This window comes from Falsiroseomonas stagni DSM 19981, assembly GCF_900114315.1.
In the GTDB taxonomy this organism is placed as follows: Bacteria; Pseudomonadota; Alphaproteobacteria; order Acetobacterales; family Acetobacteraceae; genus Falsiroseomonas; species Falsiroseomonas stagni.
The window spans coordinates 1-15034 of the sequence record NZ_FOSQ01000006.1 but is presented as its reverse complement, the minus strand read 5'-3'; the positions used below and the strand labels follow the sequence as shown (position 1 = coordinate 15034).

Sequence of the window (15034 nt, the reverse complement as noted above, 5' to 3'; positions counted from 1 at the left end):
GCTTGAAGCCGGCCCGTCGCTGGCGCAACGTGGCCGTGATGGACAAGCCCGCCCTCGAACTCCCCGCCTTGCAGCTGATCGGCCTCCGCACCGAATTCCGCATCGGCGGCCAGTGGCACCCCGCCGTGCGGGACCTGTCGCTGACGCTGAACAGGAACGAGACGCTGGCCCTGGTCGGCGAAAGCGGCTGCGGCAAATCCGTCACGGCGCTCTCCGTCATGGGCCTGGTCCAGCCGCCCTATGGCCGCGTCGCCGCCGGCCGCATCGTGCTGGATGGCCAGGACATCGCGGGCCTGTCGGAAAAGCAGCTGGAATCCGTGCGCGGCAACCGCATGGCGATGATCTTCCAGGAACCGATGACCAGCCTGAACCCGGTCATGACCGTCGGCGACCAGGTGGCGGAGGCGCTTCGCCTGCATCGCGGCATGGATCGCCGTGCGGCGCTCGCCCGGGCGCGGGAGTTGTTCGAGGAGGTGAAGATCCCCTCCGCCGCCACCCGCCTGTCGGAATACCCGCACCAGTTCTCCGGCGGCATGCGCCAGCGCGTGATGATCGCCATCGCGCTGGCCTGCGAACCCGCGGTCCTGCTGGCGGATGAACCGACCACGGCGCTGGACGTCACGATCCAGGCCCAGGTGCTCGGCCTGCTTGCGGACCTTCGCGCGCGATACGGCATGGCGGTGGTGTTCATCACCCACAACCTCGGCGTCGTCGCGCAGATCGCGGACCGCGTCGCCGTCATGTATGCCGGGGAGATCGTGGAGCAGGGCCCGGTCGAGGCCATCTTCGCCAACCCCCAGCACCCCTATACCCGCGCCTTGTTCTCGGCGATCCCGCGCCTCGATGCCGCCGGCCAGGCGCTGTCCGCCATTCCCGGCCGCGTGCCGCCGCTGGATTCCATGCCCGCCGGCTGCCGCTTCGCCGCCCGCTGCCCGCAGAAGCGCGCGGGCTGCGAGCAGGAACAGGTCCTGGCCGAGACCGAGCCCGGCCACGCCGCCCGCTGCCACGTCGCCACAGGAAGGGTCTTCGCCAGTGCTTGATCCTGTCGGGAGGGTGGTCCTGATCACCGGTGCCACCCGCGGCATCGGGCGGGAGATCCTGCGCCGCCTGCACGGCTCCGGCTGGCTCGTCTCCGCCGGCATCCGCGGCAGCGCCTCGAAGCTCGCCGCCGGCCCCGACCTGATGCTCCACCCCTGGGATGCGGAGAAGGATGGCGCCTCGGAGGCCTGGGTGGCCGCCACCATGGCCCGCTTCGGCCGGATCGACGCCGTGGTGAACGCCGCCGGCATCAACCCCATGGGCCGCCTGCTGGATGAGGATGAGACCCCCATCGACCAGCAATGGCGCGTGAATGTGAAGGGCCCCATGCGCCTGATCCGCGCCGCCTGGCCGCATCTGGTGGCCGGCGGGCAGGGCAGGGTGGTCAACCTCGCCTCCCTCTCCGGCAAGCGCGTGGCCAACGAGAACCTCGGCTACGCCATGAGCAAATTCGCCGTGGTGGCGCTGACGCAGGAGGTCCGGCGCCTCGGCTGGGAACACGGCATCCGCGCCACCGCAATCTGCCCGGGCTTCGTCGCCACCGACATGACCGCCCGCGCCAAATGGCCCCGCGAAGCGATGAGCCGGCCGGAGGATGTGGCCGTGCTGGTGGAGACGGTGCTGCGCCTGCCGAACTCCGCAACTGTCGGGGAGATTAAGGTTAATTGCCGTTTCGAGGCGCTGGCATGACCGTCACCCGCCTGGTGGACCAGGACCGGCCCGCGCTTTCCTTCACCGTGGATGGGCTCGAAATCGTTGGAAAACAGGGGGATACCCTGCTGACAGCGATGCTCGCCGGCGGGCTCACTTATGTCCGGACCAGCGAATTCGGGGATGGCGGCCGGGCCGGCTTCTGCTGGATGGGCGCCTGCCAGGATTGCTGGGTTCTGGTGGAGGGCTCTGGAATCCGCCGCGCCTGCACCACATTGGCGAAACCTGGAATGAAGGTGATCCGTCGATGAAGACTGTGGTGGTGGTTGGTGCCGGCCCCGCTGGCATCCGTGCGGTTGAACAGCTTGTCCGGTCGGGCCTCCGCCCGATCTGGATCGACGAGGCGCCGGATGGCGGCGGCCGCGTCACCCAGCGGCCCCCCGCCGGCTTCACGCGGGATGCCGCCGCCCTCTACGGGGCGGATGCGGGCCGCGCGAAGCGCCTCCACGCGACGCTCGATGCGATGAAGCCGCGCACGGATTGGCGCCCGGACACGCTGGTCTGGAACATCCGCCCGGAAACCCGCACCCTCCAGACCCTGACCGGCGGCAGCGAACAGGGGGAGGTCAGCTACGACGCCCTCATCCTCTGCACCGGCGCGGTGGACCGCGTGGTGCCCTTTCCCGGCTGGACCATGCCCGGCGTCACCACGCTGGGCGGCGCGCAGGTGGCCCTCAAATCCCAGGGCGTGGGGATCGGCGTGTCGCCCGTCCTCATCGGCAGCGGCCCGCTGCTGATCCTGACCGCGCTGCAATACATCAAGGCCGGCGCGAAGCCTGCCCTGGTGCTGGACACCACCCATTTCCTGCAGAAGTTCTGGGAAACCTCCGGCCTGCTCTGGAACACGCCCACCTTCCTGCGCGGCGTGATGATGGATTTCCGCCTGCGCCTGTCCGGCGTCCAATACGTCGAGGATGCGACCCCCATCGCGATCGAGGGCGACAGCGCCGTCACCGCCGTGCGCTGGCGCGACACCGGCTGGAAGGAACATGTCACCCCCTGCGATGCCGTGGCGCTGGGCTGGGGCCTGAAGCCCGAAAGCCAGCTGGCCGACCTGGCCGGCGTGCCCTTCGACTACGACACGAAGCAGCAGAACTGGGTGCCCCGCCGCGATTCCGCCGGCCGCACGGCCGTGCCCGGCCTCTTCCTGGCCGGTGACGGCGCCGGGATCGGCGGCGCGGAGGTCGCTGAACTCGCCGGCGCCCGCGCGGCCCTCGCTTTGCTGGCCGACAACCACCTGCCCAGCGACGCCGCGCTGACGGTCCACCTGGACACGCGGCTGCGCACCGAAGCCCGCTTCCGCGCCGCGCTGGACCGCGCCTTCCCCTATCCCGCCAAGTTGGCGGCGAAGATGGCGGATGAGGTGTCGGTCTGCCGGTGCGAGGTGATCAGCGCCGGCGAACTCCGCGCCGCCGCCGCGGCGGATGCGCCGGAGATGAACCGCGCCAAGGCCTTCTCCCGCGTCGGCATGGGCCGCTGCCAGGGCCGCCTCTGCGGCCCGCCGGCTGCCGAGGTCCTGGCCGATGCGCTGGGCGTGAAGGTCGATCAGGTCGGCCGCCTGCGCGGCCAGCCGCCCGTCAAACCCATACCCGTTCAGTAGGTCGGATGCAGCAGGACGCCCCCAGCGTATCCGCTTGGCCGAAGGCGCCGCGCTCTGCCGCGGCGGTCGAGGCCGACCGGATACGCTGTGTCGAAACAGAGGTCATCATCATCGGGGGCGGCGGGGCAGGGACCTCCGCCGCCCTTCACCTGGCGCTCCGCGGCGTCTCCGTCATCCTGCTGGAACGTGGCCTGGTCGGCAGCCAGGCCACGGGATCGAATTACGGCGGCGTCCGCCAGCAGGGCCGCCACCCCGCCGGCATCCCGCTGGCCATCAAGTCCCGCGCCATCTGGGCGCGGCTCCCCGAACTGACCGACACCGACGCCGAATTCGACCCCTGCGGCCACCTGAAGCTGGCGCGGACGGAGGCCGAGGAGCAGTCCCTGCTGGACTGGAACGCCACCGCCGCGGAATACGGCCTGCGCCCCCGCATGATCGGCCGCAACGCCATCCGCGACCTGCACCCCTATTTCAGCGACACGGTCATCGCCGGCAGCCTGATGGAGGAGGATGGCACCGCCAATCCCCGCCTGCTGGCCCCCGCCCTGGCGCGCGCGGCGAAGGCGGCCGGTGCCTCCATCCGCGAACACCACGCGGTCACGGCGATGGCGCATGACGGCGCGCTGTTTCACGTCACCGCCAATGGCCAGGATTTCCGCGCCCCCTGGCTGCTGAACTGCGCCGGCTTCTGGGGCGGCCAGGTCGCCGCCAGCTTCGGGGAAGCCGTGCCCATCGCGGCGCTGCACCCCAACATGCTGGTGACGGAGCCGCTGCCCTATTTCCTGCGCAACAGCCTGGGCGTCGTCGGCGGCGATCTCTACCTCCGCCAGATTCCACGCGGCAACGTCATCTTCGGCGGCGGGCATGGGGAGGGCGACGAGGATGCACTCAGCACCCGCCCCACGCCGCAGGCGAGCTTCGGCGCCATGCAGCGCGCCATCGCCGTGCTGCCCGGCCTGCGCGATGCGATGATCATCCGGTCCTGGACCGGCACCGATGGCCAGATGCCCGACAAATTTCCCGTCATCGGCGCGTCGCACACGACACCAGGCCTGTTGCATGCCTTCGGCCTTTGCGGCGAAGGTTTCCAGACCGGGCCCGGCATCGGCGCCGTGCTGTCGGAACTGGTGATGGATGGCCGCACCGACGTGCCGCTGGACGCCTTCGACATCGGGCGCTTCAGGGTCCAGGATGCGGCTGCTTGAAAAAGCCCGGCCCGTCATCGGGCCTCGGGTTGAATGAACCGGCCCCGAAGGGGCCATCGACTGGGACGGGGAAGGCGAAAGCAATGCGAGGATTCAAGGCGGCGCTGCTCGGCAGCGTCATGGCGCTGGCGGCGGCCGTCGGCGCGGTGCCGAACGAGGCCCAGGCGCAAGGCCAGACGCTCCGCGTCGGCATGGCCGCGCAGGATGTCGGGCGGCTCGACCCGCATTTCGCCGTCTCCACCATCGACCGCGTGGTCGTGGCCTGGATGTTCAACGGCCTGGTCCGCTTCAAGCCCGGCTCCATCAACCCCGCGGAGATCGAGCCCGACCTGGCGGAGCGCTGGGAAAGCAGCGCGGATGGCAAGACCTGGACCTTCTTCCTCCGCCGTGGCGTGCAGTTCCATGGCGGCTTCGGGGAACTGACGGCGGAAGACGTGGTCTTCAGCCTGCGGAAATCCGGCACGGCCGCCTCCTCCGCCTTCGCCGCGGATTATCGCGCCTTCCAGAATGTGGAGGCGGTGGACAGCCACACCGTCCGCATCACGCTGCGGGAGAATGTTCCGAGCATGCTCGGCATCCTGACCAATTATTCCGGCGGCTACATCGTCAGCCGCCGCGCGGTGCAGGAACGCGGCGACGCCTTCGCCCGCAACCCGATCGGCACCGGCCCCTTCGCGCTGGATCGCGTCACGCCGAACCAATCCGCCGAACTCGTCGCGCACCAGCAGTATTTCCGTGGCGCGCCCCAGCTCGGCCGCATCTCCTACCGCTTCATCCCCTCCGACGCCTCCCGCGACCTGGCCTACCAGAACCGGGAGCTGGACGTGAATTACGGCCGCGCGGACCAGACCTGGCTGAACCGCACGCGCGCGCTGCCCAACACCGTGGTCGATGTCTTCGAACCCGGTGAGCTGGCAATCCTCAACCTCAACACCCGCCAGCCCCCCTTCAACGACATCCGCATCCGCCGTGCCCTCGCCCATGCCGTGAACCGCCAGGAACTGGTCCGCTTCCGCGGCCAGGACGTGACGCGGGAAGGGCAGAGCCTGGTGCCGCGCGGCTATCTCGGCTTCTCCAACGCCACGCCGCTGCTGCCCTTCGACAGCGCCCGCGCCCGCGCCCTGCTGGCGGAGGCCGGCCACCCCAACGGCCTGACCATCCGCGTCATCCACACGCAGCTGCCGGAAATGCTGACGATGATGCAGGTGCTGCAGCAGCAGCTGCGCCGGTCCGGCATCACGCTCGATCTGCAGGTGGTGGAACACGCGACCTGGCACCAGCAGATCCGGCAGGACCTTTCGCCGCTGGTCTACTACTCCGCGGCGCGCTTCCCGGTGGCGGACATCTACCTGACGCAGTTCTACCACGGCCGTTCGCGCGTGCAGACGCCGACGGCGGTGACGAACTTCTCCCATTGCGACCAGGCCGACAGCCAGATCGATGCCGCCCGCGTCTCCACCAACCCGGAGGAACAGAACCGCCTCTGGGCGGAAGCGCAGAAGATCCTGCTGGAGAATGTCTGCGGCGTGCCGCTGCTGGAAACCCTGCTGGTCTTCGCCCGCCGCGACAATGTCGACTACGGCTATGAGCTGAAGGGCAGCATGTCCCTCGGCCCGCTCATCACCGAAGCGACCCGCATCCGGTGATCGGCCGCACCCTCATCGCCCACGCCACGGCTCCCTCCCCCGCGCTTGCGGGGGGTCGCGGCACTGCCGCGACGCCGCAGGCTGGTTGGGGTGGGGGGCATCGGCACATTGGTGGGGGTTGCGCACACCAAGACCCGATCGCGCATACCCCATGATCGGCTTCGTCCTCCGCCGCCTTCTCGCCGCGATCCCGACGCTGATCGCGGTGCTGACGCTGGTCTTCGTCATCGTCCGCATCGTCCCCGGCGATCCCGCCCTCGTCATCCTCGGCGACCAGGCAACGCCGGAGGCGATCGCGGCGCTCCGCACCCGCCTCGGCCTCGATGCCTCCCTGTGGGAACAGTATTTCCGCTTCATCACCAATGCGCTGATGGGCGATTTCGGCAACTCCATGGTGACCAACCGCCCCATCATGGCGGAGGTCGCCGCCGTGCTGCCCCACACTATCGACCTGACGGTGGCGGCGATGATCTTCGGCATCATCGTCGGCGTACCCGTCGGCATCTGGGCCGCGCTGCACCGCAACGGCATCATCGATGTCGGCGCGCGCATCCTCTCCCTGATCGGGCTGTCCTTCCCCGTCTTCGTCTCCGGCATTTTTCTTCTGTTGGCCTTCGCCCTGCACTGGCGGATCTTCCCCGTCATCGGCAGCGCGAACCTGGAGGATTACGGGGACCGCCTGCACAAGCTGATCCTGCCGGCGATCACGCTCGGCCTCGTCATGGCCGCCTACATCACCCGCGTGACGCGCAGCGCCATGCTGCAATCGCTGGGGGAAGACTACATCCGCACCGCCCGCGCCAAGGGCGTGCCCTGGCGCCGCGTCGTCTGGGTGCATGGCCTGCGCAACGCCTCCATCCCCATCGTCACCGTGGTCGGGCTCTATGTCGGCATCCTGCTCGGCAATTCCGTGCTGACGGAGATCGTCTTCAACCGCCCCGGCCTCGGCAAGATCATCGTCGGCGCGCTGAACCAGCGGGACTACACGATGCTCCAGGGCCTCATGGTCATCTACTGCTTCCTGATCGTGGTGGTGAACCTCGTCACCGACCTGCTCTACGGAATCCTCGACCCCCGGGTGAAGCAGGCATGAGCGCGTCCGACACGACGGGTGAGCTTGTCGCCCCCGCCGCCATCCCCGCCTGGAAGCGGGCACTCGGCAAGGCGCGCAGCAACCCGACAACCCTGGCCGGCGCGCTGATCTGCCTGGCGATCCTCCTGGCCGCGGTGCTCTCCCCCTGGCTCGCCCCCTATGACCCGGCGGAGCAGGACATCATCAACCGCCTCCAGCCGCCCTCCGCCGAATACTGGCTCGGCACCGACCAGTTCGGCCGCGACATCCTCTCCCGTCTCATGTGGGGCGCGCGCATCTCGCTCACCGTCTCGCTCGGCGCCATCGCCGCCGCCATGGTCATCGGCGGCGCCATCGGCCTGGTCTCCGGCTATATCGGCGGGAAGTTCGACCTGTTCGTGATGCAGGTGATGGATGTGCTGCTCTCCTTCCCTTCGCTCATCCTCGGCCTCATCGTCGTGGCGCTGCTGGGGCCGGAGCTGGAGAACCTGGTGGTCGCCATCGCGCTGACCGCCATCGCCCCCTTCGCCCGCGTCGCCCGCGCCCCCACCATGGCGCTGAAGGAACGCGCCTTCGTGGAGGCCGGCCGCGCGCTCGGCTTCAGCCACACCCGCATCCTGTTCCGCCACATCCTGCCGAACATCCTGTCGGAGGTCATGGTGATGGGCACGCTCTGGCTGGCCACCGCCGTCCGGGTGGAGGCGTCGCTGTCCTTCATCGGCCTCGGCGTGAAGCCCCCCACCCCCACCTGGGGCGGCATGACGCGCGACGGGTTCGAGAACATCCTCGACGCCCCCTGGCTGGCGGTGTTTCCCGGCGTCGCCATCCTGCTCCTCGTCCTCGGCCTCAACATGGTCGGCGACGGCCTGCGCGACGCCACCGACCCGAAGCTGAGGAACGAATGAGCCCGGTCCTCGAGGTCACGAACCTCCGCAAGCACTTCGTCTCGAAGAAGGGCTTCCCGACGCCGAGGACGGTGACGGTCCGCGCGGTGGAGGACATCTCCTTCACCATCAACCAGGGTGAGGCGTTCGGCCTGGTCGGCGAATCCGGCTGCGGCAAATCCACCGCCGCCCGCGCGCTGCTGCGCCTGATCGAACCCGATGGCGGCAGCGTGCGCTGGAAGGGGGAGGATGTGCTGGCCGCGCGCGGCCCTGCGCTGAAGGCGCTGCGCCGTCGCATGCAGATCGTCTTCCAGGACCCCTATTCCTCGCTCGATCCCCGGCAATCCATCGGCTCCGCGCTGATCGAACCCATGGCCGTGCACGGCATCGCGGAGGGTGCGGAAGCGCGCCGCCGCGCCGGTGCGCTGCTGGAGGAGGTGGGCCTTCCCGCCGCCGCCCTCGACCGCTTCCCGCATGAATTCAGCGGCGGCCAGCGCCAGCGCATCGGCATCGCCCGCGCGCTGACGGTGGAGCCGGAACTCATCGTCGCCGACGAACCCGTCTCCGCCCTCGATGTCTCCGTCCAGGCGCAGGTCCTCCTGCTCATGCAGGAACTCCGCAAGCGCCGGGGCCTGTCATTCCTCTTCGTCAGCCACGACCTCAGCGTCATCCGCTGGTTCTGCGACCGCGTGGCGGTGATGTATCTGGGCCGCATCGTGGAGGAAGGGCCGGCGGCGCGCGTCCTGGCCAACCCGCTGCACCCCTACGCCCAGATGCTGCGCGACGCCTCCCCCATCCCGGATCCGTCCCGCCGCGGCGTGCTGCCGCGCATCATCGGGGAGATTCCGAGCGCGGCGAACCCACCGCCCGGCTGCCCCTTCCACCCCCGCTGCATCCACGCCATGCCACAATGCTCCCGCGACATGCCCGCCTGGACCAGCGCGGAGGGGCAGAACCAGGGCGGCGTCGCCTGCCACCTGCACGGCTGAACACACCGCCGCCGGATTGCCACCCATCGTCGCGCCCGGCATCGTCCCCTCTGTCCAGGACAGAACAACGATGCCCAGCACGCTCTTCACCCCCATCACCCTCGCCGGTCGCGTGCTGCGTAACCGCATCGCCTACGCTGCCATGTCCACCCGCTTCCCCGCGGGCGGCCGCGTCACCGACACGCTGGTGAACCACCTGGCCGCCCGCGCCGCCGGCGGCGCCGCGATGGTGATCACGGAGGCCCTCTGCGCCGCCCCCTCCGCCGCCACCGCCGTCCGCATCGCCGCCTATGACGACGCGACGCGCCCGGGGCTGGAGAAACTCGCCGCCGCCATCGCCCGTCACGGCGCGCTGCCGATCGGCCAGCTCTGGCATGGCGGCAGCGCCCATCACGGCGCGCGGGGCCTCGATTCCGTCGGCGCCTCCGCCGTCGCGGATGGCATGTCCTGGACCGTCCCCCGCACCCTGACGGCCACCGAGATCGAAGGCCTCATCGAGGATTACGCCGAGACCGCGCACCGCCTGCTCCGCGCCGGCTTCGCGGGGGTGGAGGTCTCCGCCGCCCATGGCTTCCTGCCGTTGCAGTTCCTCTCCCCCGTCACCAACCGCCGCACGGATGATTGGGGCGGCGACATCCAGGGCCGCACCCGCTTCACGCGGGAGATCATCCGCGCCATCCGCGCCCGCTGCGGCGCCGGCTTCATCGCGGCCCTCAAGATGCCCGCGCATGATTTCGTCCCCGGCTCCATCGACCAGGCGGAGGCCGCGCGCCTGGTCGCCGCCATCGTCGCCGATGCGCCGCCCGATGCCCTGACCTTCAGCCAGGGCAGCCACGCCCATGGCTGGGCGCTGCACCGCCACGCGCCGGACATGCACGAACCCGTCGCCCCCTATCGCGACCTGGTCGCCGCGATGCGCGACGCCGCCGGCCCTGTCCCCATCGGCTTCATCGGCCGCGTGCCGACGCCCGCCTTGGCCGAGGACCTGCTCGCCAGCGGCACCGCCGACCTCATCATGCTGGCCCGTCCGCTGCTGGCCGATCCCTTCTGGCCTGCCAAGGCGGAAGCGGGCCAGGCCGACGCCATCACCCCCTGCATCCACTGCAACACCTGCTGGGGGGAGATCCATCGCGGCGCCGCCATCGCCTGTTCGGTGAACCCGCATATCGGCACGCCGCGCGATGCCGCCCCCGCCGTCCCCCGTGCGCCCGTGGCGAAGCGGATCGTGGTGGTCGGCGCCGGCATGGCCGGCCTCCAGGCCGCGACCGCGGCGGCGGAGCGCGGCCACGCCGTGACGCTGCTCGGCACGGGGCAGGGCGGTGCGGCTTCCCTCCATGCCCGCCTGCCCGGCTGCGGGGACATCCAATCCGCCATCGCGCAATCCGCGCGCCGCGCGCGGCTGGCCGGCGTGGAATTCCGCCTCGGCGCGCCGGCCTCGGCCGCCGATGTGCTGGGGCTGCGACCCGATGCGGTGGTGCTGGCCACCGGCGCCACCATGGTCCCGCCGCCGGGCTTCACGGACCAGGATGGCACGGCGCTCGACATCCGTGCCGCCAGCCAGGCGCTGCTCGCCGATCCTGCACGTCGCGGCAGCCTGGCCGTGGTCTTCGACATGGATGCGACCCCCGGCGCCTATGATGCGACGCTGCTGATCGCGCGGCACTTCGACCGCGTCATGCTGGTCACGCCGCGGGAGGTCATCGCGCGGGACAGCCCCGTCCTGACCATGCAGGCCATCCATCGCCGCCTGGCCGCGGCCAAGGTCTGGATCATGACCTGCCAGGAACCCATCCGCCTGGCCCGTGGCGCCCTGACGCTCCGCCACCTGCTGACGGGGGCGGAGACGGAGATCCCCGGCGTCGCCCTCTTCGCCCATGCCACGCCGCGTGCGCCCCGCGACGCGCTGATGGCGCCCCTGCTGGCGGCGGGCGTGAAGGTCAGGGTGGTGGGCGATGCCCTCGCGCCCCGCCTGATGATGTCCGCGGTGCGGGAGGGCCAGGCCGCCGGGGAGGCCGCCTGAAGGCAGCGCCTCGGGGCGGGTGCTGCCGGACCATCGTCAATCAGATCGGGGCCTGCCACCCGATGGAGATGGAACGGCTGCTCGCGATCCGCAGCGGCGCGTCACGCCTCCTTGGCCGCTGACAGGCGCACGCGGACGCCCTCCGCCTCTCCAGCGCCCAGCGCCCAGCGGGCGGCGGCCGAGGGGCTGCGCAGCCGCATGCTGGACGAGGCGCGAGCCCTTGGTGCCCGCATCGTCGCGCTGGAGCAGGAACTGGACCGGCTATTCGCGGGCGGGACGGCGGATACGGGAAGCCTGGCCGCCCTGACCGCCTCGCTCGGCTCCCCCAGCGGGAGGCTCCGTGAGGTTCACCTCACCACGCACATCGCCATGCGGGATGCTCTCCGGCCGGAGCAGCGCGCGCTCTATGCGCAACTCCGTGGCTACGGGAGCGGGCACCGGTAACGCCGCGTGCCAGCACCGCGGGCGCCTGCTCCTCGTCCGTCCCGAACCCTCCGCCACCAGTCAGGGATCGGGGGGGCGTAGGCATTATTTCCTTGATCGCGCGAGCCGCCCGGGGCATTATCCATTGGCTAGGCGCCACAGCCGCGCCTGCCGGGATAAACACTGAACGTCCGTTCAGCGAATTCAATGCCCCCCGGCCAGGATATCCTGACCGCGCGCTCAGCTAATCCACCCGCGCGCCCGAAAGCTCCACCGCGCGCCGCCACTTCTCCAACTCCCGCCGGTGGAAGGCCGTCGTCGTCGCCGGGTCGCTCGCCACCACCGTCGCGCCAAGGTCCAGCAACCGGTCCCGCACCTGCGGGCGATTGAGGGACGTCCGGATTTCCGCCGACAGCCGCTCGATGAAGGGCGTGGGCGTGCCCGTGGGCGCGAAGAAGATCACCCAGGCCGCCGCATCGAAGCCCGGCACCGTCTCCGCCACCGCCTGCACGTCCGGAAGCTTCGGCGACCGCTGGGCGGAGGTCACGCCGATCGCCCGCAACTGCCCGCCGGAGAGGAAGCCGGGGAGGGAGGGCAAGCCCTCCACCGCCACCTGCACCTCATCCTGCATCACCGCCTGCACCGCCTGGGTGCCGCCGCGGAAGGGGACATGCACCATGTCGATGCCCGTCGCCGCGCGCAGCAGCTCCACCGCCAGATGCGCCGTCGATCCGGCGCCGGAGGACCCGTAGTTCAGCGCCCCCGGCCTGGCCCGCGCCGCCGCCACCAGATCGGCGATGCTGCGGATAGGCCCGTTCGGGTTCACCACCACCACCTGCGGGAAGGACACGGTATGCGACACCGCCACGAAATCCCGCGTGGCGTCATAGGGCAACGTGCGGAACAGGAAGGGATTGATGCCCATGGTGCCGGGGGAGCCCACCAGCAGCGTCTGCCCATCCGGCCGCGACCTGGCCACGAACTCCGTGCCGATATTGCCGGAGGCGCCGGTGCGGTTGTCGACCAGGAATTGCTGGCCTAGCCGTTCGGACAGATCCGTCGTCACCAGCCGGGCCACCACATCGGTCGCCGACCCCGCCGTGAAGGGGTTCACCAGCCGCACCGGGCGGTCCGGCCAGGGCGCCTGCGCCCTGGCGCCCTTCAGCGCGGGCAGGGCAAGAGTCGCGGCAAGCAGGCTGCGTCGGAACATGGTCAAGGCACCCCCGGTTGGCGCGCCAACTCCGCGGTCTGCGGGCGCCGCTGTCAAGCATCTCAAGCCCTCTCCCCCCAACGGGGGGAGAGGGTTGGGTGAGGGGGGGCGTCAGGGGTAATAGAAAGAAGATCAGTCACTTAACGCCAGCAGATCGGTGGGGAAGGCGCTGCCTTCCCCACACCCCATCCGCCAGGGCCGAACCGGCCCTGGACCGTCTCGAATCAAGCCACCCCGCCTTCACAGCACCCGCAACCCGCGCGATGGTCCGACCCATGAAAACCCACGACGTTCTCGTCGCCGGCGCCGGCGCCGCCGGCCTCGTCGCCGCCCTCGCCGCGGCCGAACGCGGCGCCCGCGTGCTCCTGCTCGATTCCGGCCAGCCCTCCACCTTCGCCACCTCCGGCGGCCTCTTCTCCGCCCCCGGCACGCGCTGGCAACGCGAAGCCGGCATCGAGGATTCGCCGGACCTCTTCATCCAGGACGTCCGCGCCAAGAACGGCGATACCGTCCCCGACCTTCTGCTGCGCACCGTCGCCGAAGGCGCGGCCGCCACGGCCGAGTTCATCGACGGCCCCGCCGGCGTGAAGCTGCACCTCCACACCACCACCAACTGGCCCGGCCACGCCGTGAAGCGCCTGCACGCCACCGCCGGGGAGAGCGGCGCCGAATTCAACACCCTGCTCCGCGACGCCCTCGCCCGCTTCAGCACCATCACCTTCGAGGACGGCGCGGAAGTCACCGCCCTGCTCCCCGGCATCACCGGCGCCACCTTCACGCGCGACGGCGCCACCCACCATGCGGAGGCCGGCGCCACCATCCTCGCCACCGGCGGCTATGGCGGCGCGCCGGACCTGCTGGCGCGCTTCGCTCCCCCCGCCCGCCACGCCGTCCATGCCGGCGGCGCCGGCTCCACCGGCTTCGGCGTGCGCGTCGCGGCGGAGCTCGGCGCGGAGATGCAATGCATGGACGCCTATCAGGGCCAGCCCCACGTCTCGCCCCACCTGATCGGCACGGTCCGCCCCCGCTACGGCGCCTCCCTCCCGGCGCTCGGCTCCGTCATGGTGAACCGCGAAGGTCGCCGCTTTTGCGCGGAGGATATGGGCCCGTCGGAGATGACCGGCGTCCTGCTCTCCCAGCCCGGGGGCCGCGCCATGGAGATCTGGGACGAACACGCGCAACAGGCCGCGCAGGCCGGCGGCCCCTTCCGTCGCGCCGTCGAACTCGGCGCGATGCGTCGGTTCGAGACGGTGGCCGCGATCGCCGCCCATTTCAGCCTGCCGGAGGCCGTGCTGGCCGAAACCCTCGCCCACGCGGTGGCCTGCGCGAAGGGGGAGGCGACCGACCCCTTCGGCCGCCGCAACTGGAAGGCCCCGATCGCCGCGCCCTTCCATGCGGCGGAGATCACCGGCGCCCTGGCCCATACCCAGGGCGGCGCCCGGGTGGACCAGGCCGCCCGCGTGCTGCGCCCCGATGGCACCGCCATCCCGCGCCTCTTCGCCGCGGGCGGCGTCGCCTGCGGAATCAGCGGCACCGGCACCGCGGGCTACATCCCGGGCAACGGCCTGGCGCAGAGCTTCGTGCTCGGCTTCCTCGCCGGCCGCGCGGCGGCGGGCGCGTGACGGCGCCGAGCCCCCGCCTTCAAAGTCCCTGCATCCAGGTCTGCGTGCTGGACCGGCTGACCGGCCATTGCATCGGCTGCGGCCGGACGGGGGAGGAGATCGGCGCCTGGTCCCTGCTGCCGGAGGTCGCGCAACGCCGCCTGCTGGCCGCACTGCCCGCCCGCCTGGCGGCGCTGGAGGCCCGCGGCCTCCGCGCCGACCTCACGCCCCGCCTGCCGCCGGCCTGACGGGGGGGGCGCGAAAACGGTGCTAAACGTCCTAAATCGGCATAATACCAACGCCCTCAACGGTTGACCTGTGCGTAGTCGCGGGTGGCGATGGAGGTGATGCGGCTTGGATCGTTGATGAGGGCGTTCCAGGCATCGCAGCACGCATCGACGATAGCGTCGTAGGTTTCGTAGACCCGGTTGCTGAGCTGGTTCTGGCGCAGGAACTGCCAGACGTTCTCGACCGGGTTCAACTCGGGCGAGTAGGGCGGCAATGGTAGCAGGCTGATGTTCTCCGGGACCTGGAGCTTGCCGCCGGTCTGGTGCCAGCCCGCGCCATCGAGAGTGATGACGGCATGGGCGCCTGGAGCGACATGACGGCTGATTTCTTCGAGGTGTAGCGACATG

At 70.8% G+C, this 15034-nt stretch carries 15 protein-coding genes; 13 read left to right on the top strand and 2 right to left on the bottom strand.

The annotated features are described in order from the left end of the window. Positions 1–2: 2 nt before the first annotated feature. The 11 genes from BM041_RS15930 (at position 3) to BM041_RS15880 (ending at position 11609) form a co-directional block, all read left to right on the top strand. Positions 3–1040 (top strand): ABC transporter ATP-binding protein, encoded by a 1038-nt coding sequence (locus BM041_RS15930; RefSeq protein WP_245762121.1) that lies wholly within the window; start codon positions 3–5, stop codon positions 1038–1040. Between the two features lie 13 nt (positions 1041–1053). Continuing rightward, the gene (locus BM041_RS15925; protein ID WP_245762120.1) at positions 1054–1728 is read left to right on the top strand and encodes an SDR family NAD(P)-dependent oxidoreductase; all 675 of its coding nucleotides are present in this window, start codon (positions 1054–1056) and stop codon (positions 1726–1728) included. Continuing rightward, the gene (locus BM041_RS15920) at positions 1725–2000 is read left to right on the top strand and encodes a (2Fe-2S)-binding protein (RefSeq protein ID WP_092960881.1); all 276 of its coding nucleotides are present in this window, start codon (positions 1725–1727) and stop codon (positions 1998–2000) included. The genes BM041_RS15925 and BM041_RS15920 overlap by 4 nt, the downstream gene beginning before the upstream one ends. Continuing rightward, entirely contained in the window at positions 1997–3349 is a 1353-nt protein-coding gene (locus BM041_RS15915; protein WP_092960880.1) for an NAD(P)/FAD-dependent oxidoreductase, read from the top strand. Before BM041_RS15920 ends, BM041_RS15915 begins: the two co-directional genes overlap by 4 nt. 5 nt (positions 3350–3354) lie before the next feature. Next, positions 3355–4554 (top strand): NAD(P)/FAD-dependent oxidoreductase, encoded by a 1200-nt coding sequence (locus tag BM041_RS15910; protein WP_092960879.1) that lies wholly within the window; start codon positions 3355–3357, stop codon positions 4552–4554. An 83-nt stretch (positions 4555–4637) separates the two neighbouring features. Next, positions 4638–6200, top strand: a complete 1563-nt coding sequence (locus BM041_RS15905) for an ABC transporter substrate-binding protein (protein WP_092960878.1) — start codon at positions 4638–4640, stop codon at positions 6198–6200. 151 nt (positions 6201–6351) lie between these two features. Further along, entirely contained in the window at positions 6352–7293 is a 942-nt protein-coding gene (locus BM041_RS15900) for an ABC transporter permease (protein WP_092960877.1), read from the top strand. After that, complete coding sequence (locus tag BM041_RS15895) at positions 7290–8177, top strand: ABC transporter permease (protein WP_092960876.1); 888 nt, start codon at positions 7290–7292, stop codon at positions 8175–8177. The genes BM041_RS15900 and BM041_RS15895 overlap by 4 nt, the downstream gene beginning before the upstream one ends. Continuing rightward, positions 8174–9145 carry an ABC transporter ATP-binding protein gene (locus BM041_RS15890; protein ID WP_092960875.1) on the top strand — a complete coding sequence of 324 codons (972 nt, stop codon included), beginning with the start codon at positions 8174–8176 and terminating at the stop codon, positions 9143–9145. Before BM041_RS15895 ends, BM041_RS15890 begins: the two co-directional genes overlap by 4 nt. A 70-nt stretch (positions 9146–9215) precedes the next feature. Next, the gene (locus BM041_RS15885) at positions 9216–11165 is read left to right on the top strand and encodes an oxidoreductase (protein WP_092960874.1); all 1950 of its coding nucleotides are present in this window, start codon (positions 9216–9218) and stop codon (positions 11163–11165) included. Positions 11166–11276: 111 nt separating this feature from the next. Next, positions 11277–11609, top strand: a complete 333-nt coding sequence (locus BM041_RS15880; protein WP_139226085.1) for a hypothetical protein — start codon at positions 11277–11279, stop codon at positions 11607–11609. 223 nt (positions 11610–11832) lie between these two features. On the opposite strand, the gene BM041_RS15875 is transcribed toward BM041_RS15880, so the two are convergent. Then, positions 11833–12798: a Bug family tripartite tricarboxylate transporter substrate binding protein gene (locus BM041_RS15875; RefSeq protein ID WP_092960872.1), complete on the bottom strand. Its 966-nt coding sequence runs from the start codon at positions 12796–12798 to the stop codon at positions 11833–11835. Positions 12799–13073: 275 nt separating this feature from the next. On the opposite strand from BM041_RS15875, the gene BM041_RS15870 reads away from it, so the two are divergent. Further along, positions 13074–14420, top strand: a complete 1347-nt coding sequence (locus BM041_RS15870) for an FAD-dependent oxidoreductase (protein ID WP_175533966.1) — start codon at positions 13074–13076, stop codon at positions 14418–14420. Beyond that, positions 14417–14647 carry a DUF1289 domain-containing protein gene (locus BM041_RS15865; protein ID WP_092960870.1) on the top strand — a complete coding sequence of 77 codons (231 nt, stop codon included), beginning with the start codon at positions 14417–14419 and terminating at the stop codon, positions 14645–14647. The genes BM041_RS15870 and BM041_RS15865 overlap by 4 nt, the downstream gene beginning before the upstream one ends. Positions 14648–14703: 56 nt before the next feature. Here BM041_RS15865 and BM041_RS15860 read toward each other — a convergent pair. Further along, positions 14704–15034: transposase (locus BM041_RS15860; RefSeq protein ID WP_092960869.1), on the bottom strand; the 331-nt coding region annotated here is incomplete at its 5' end.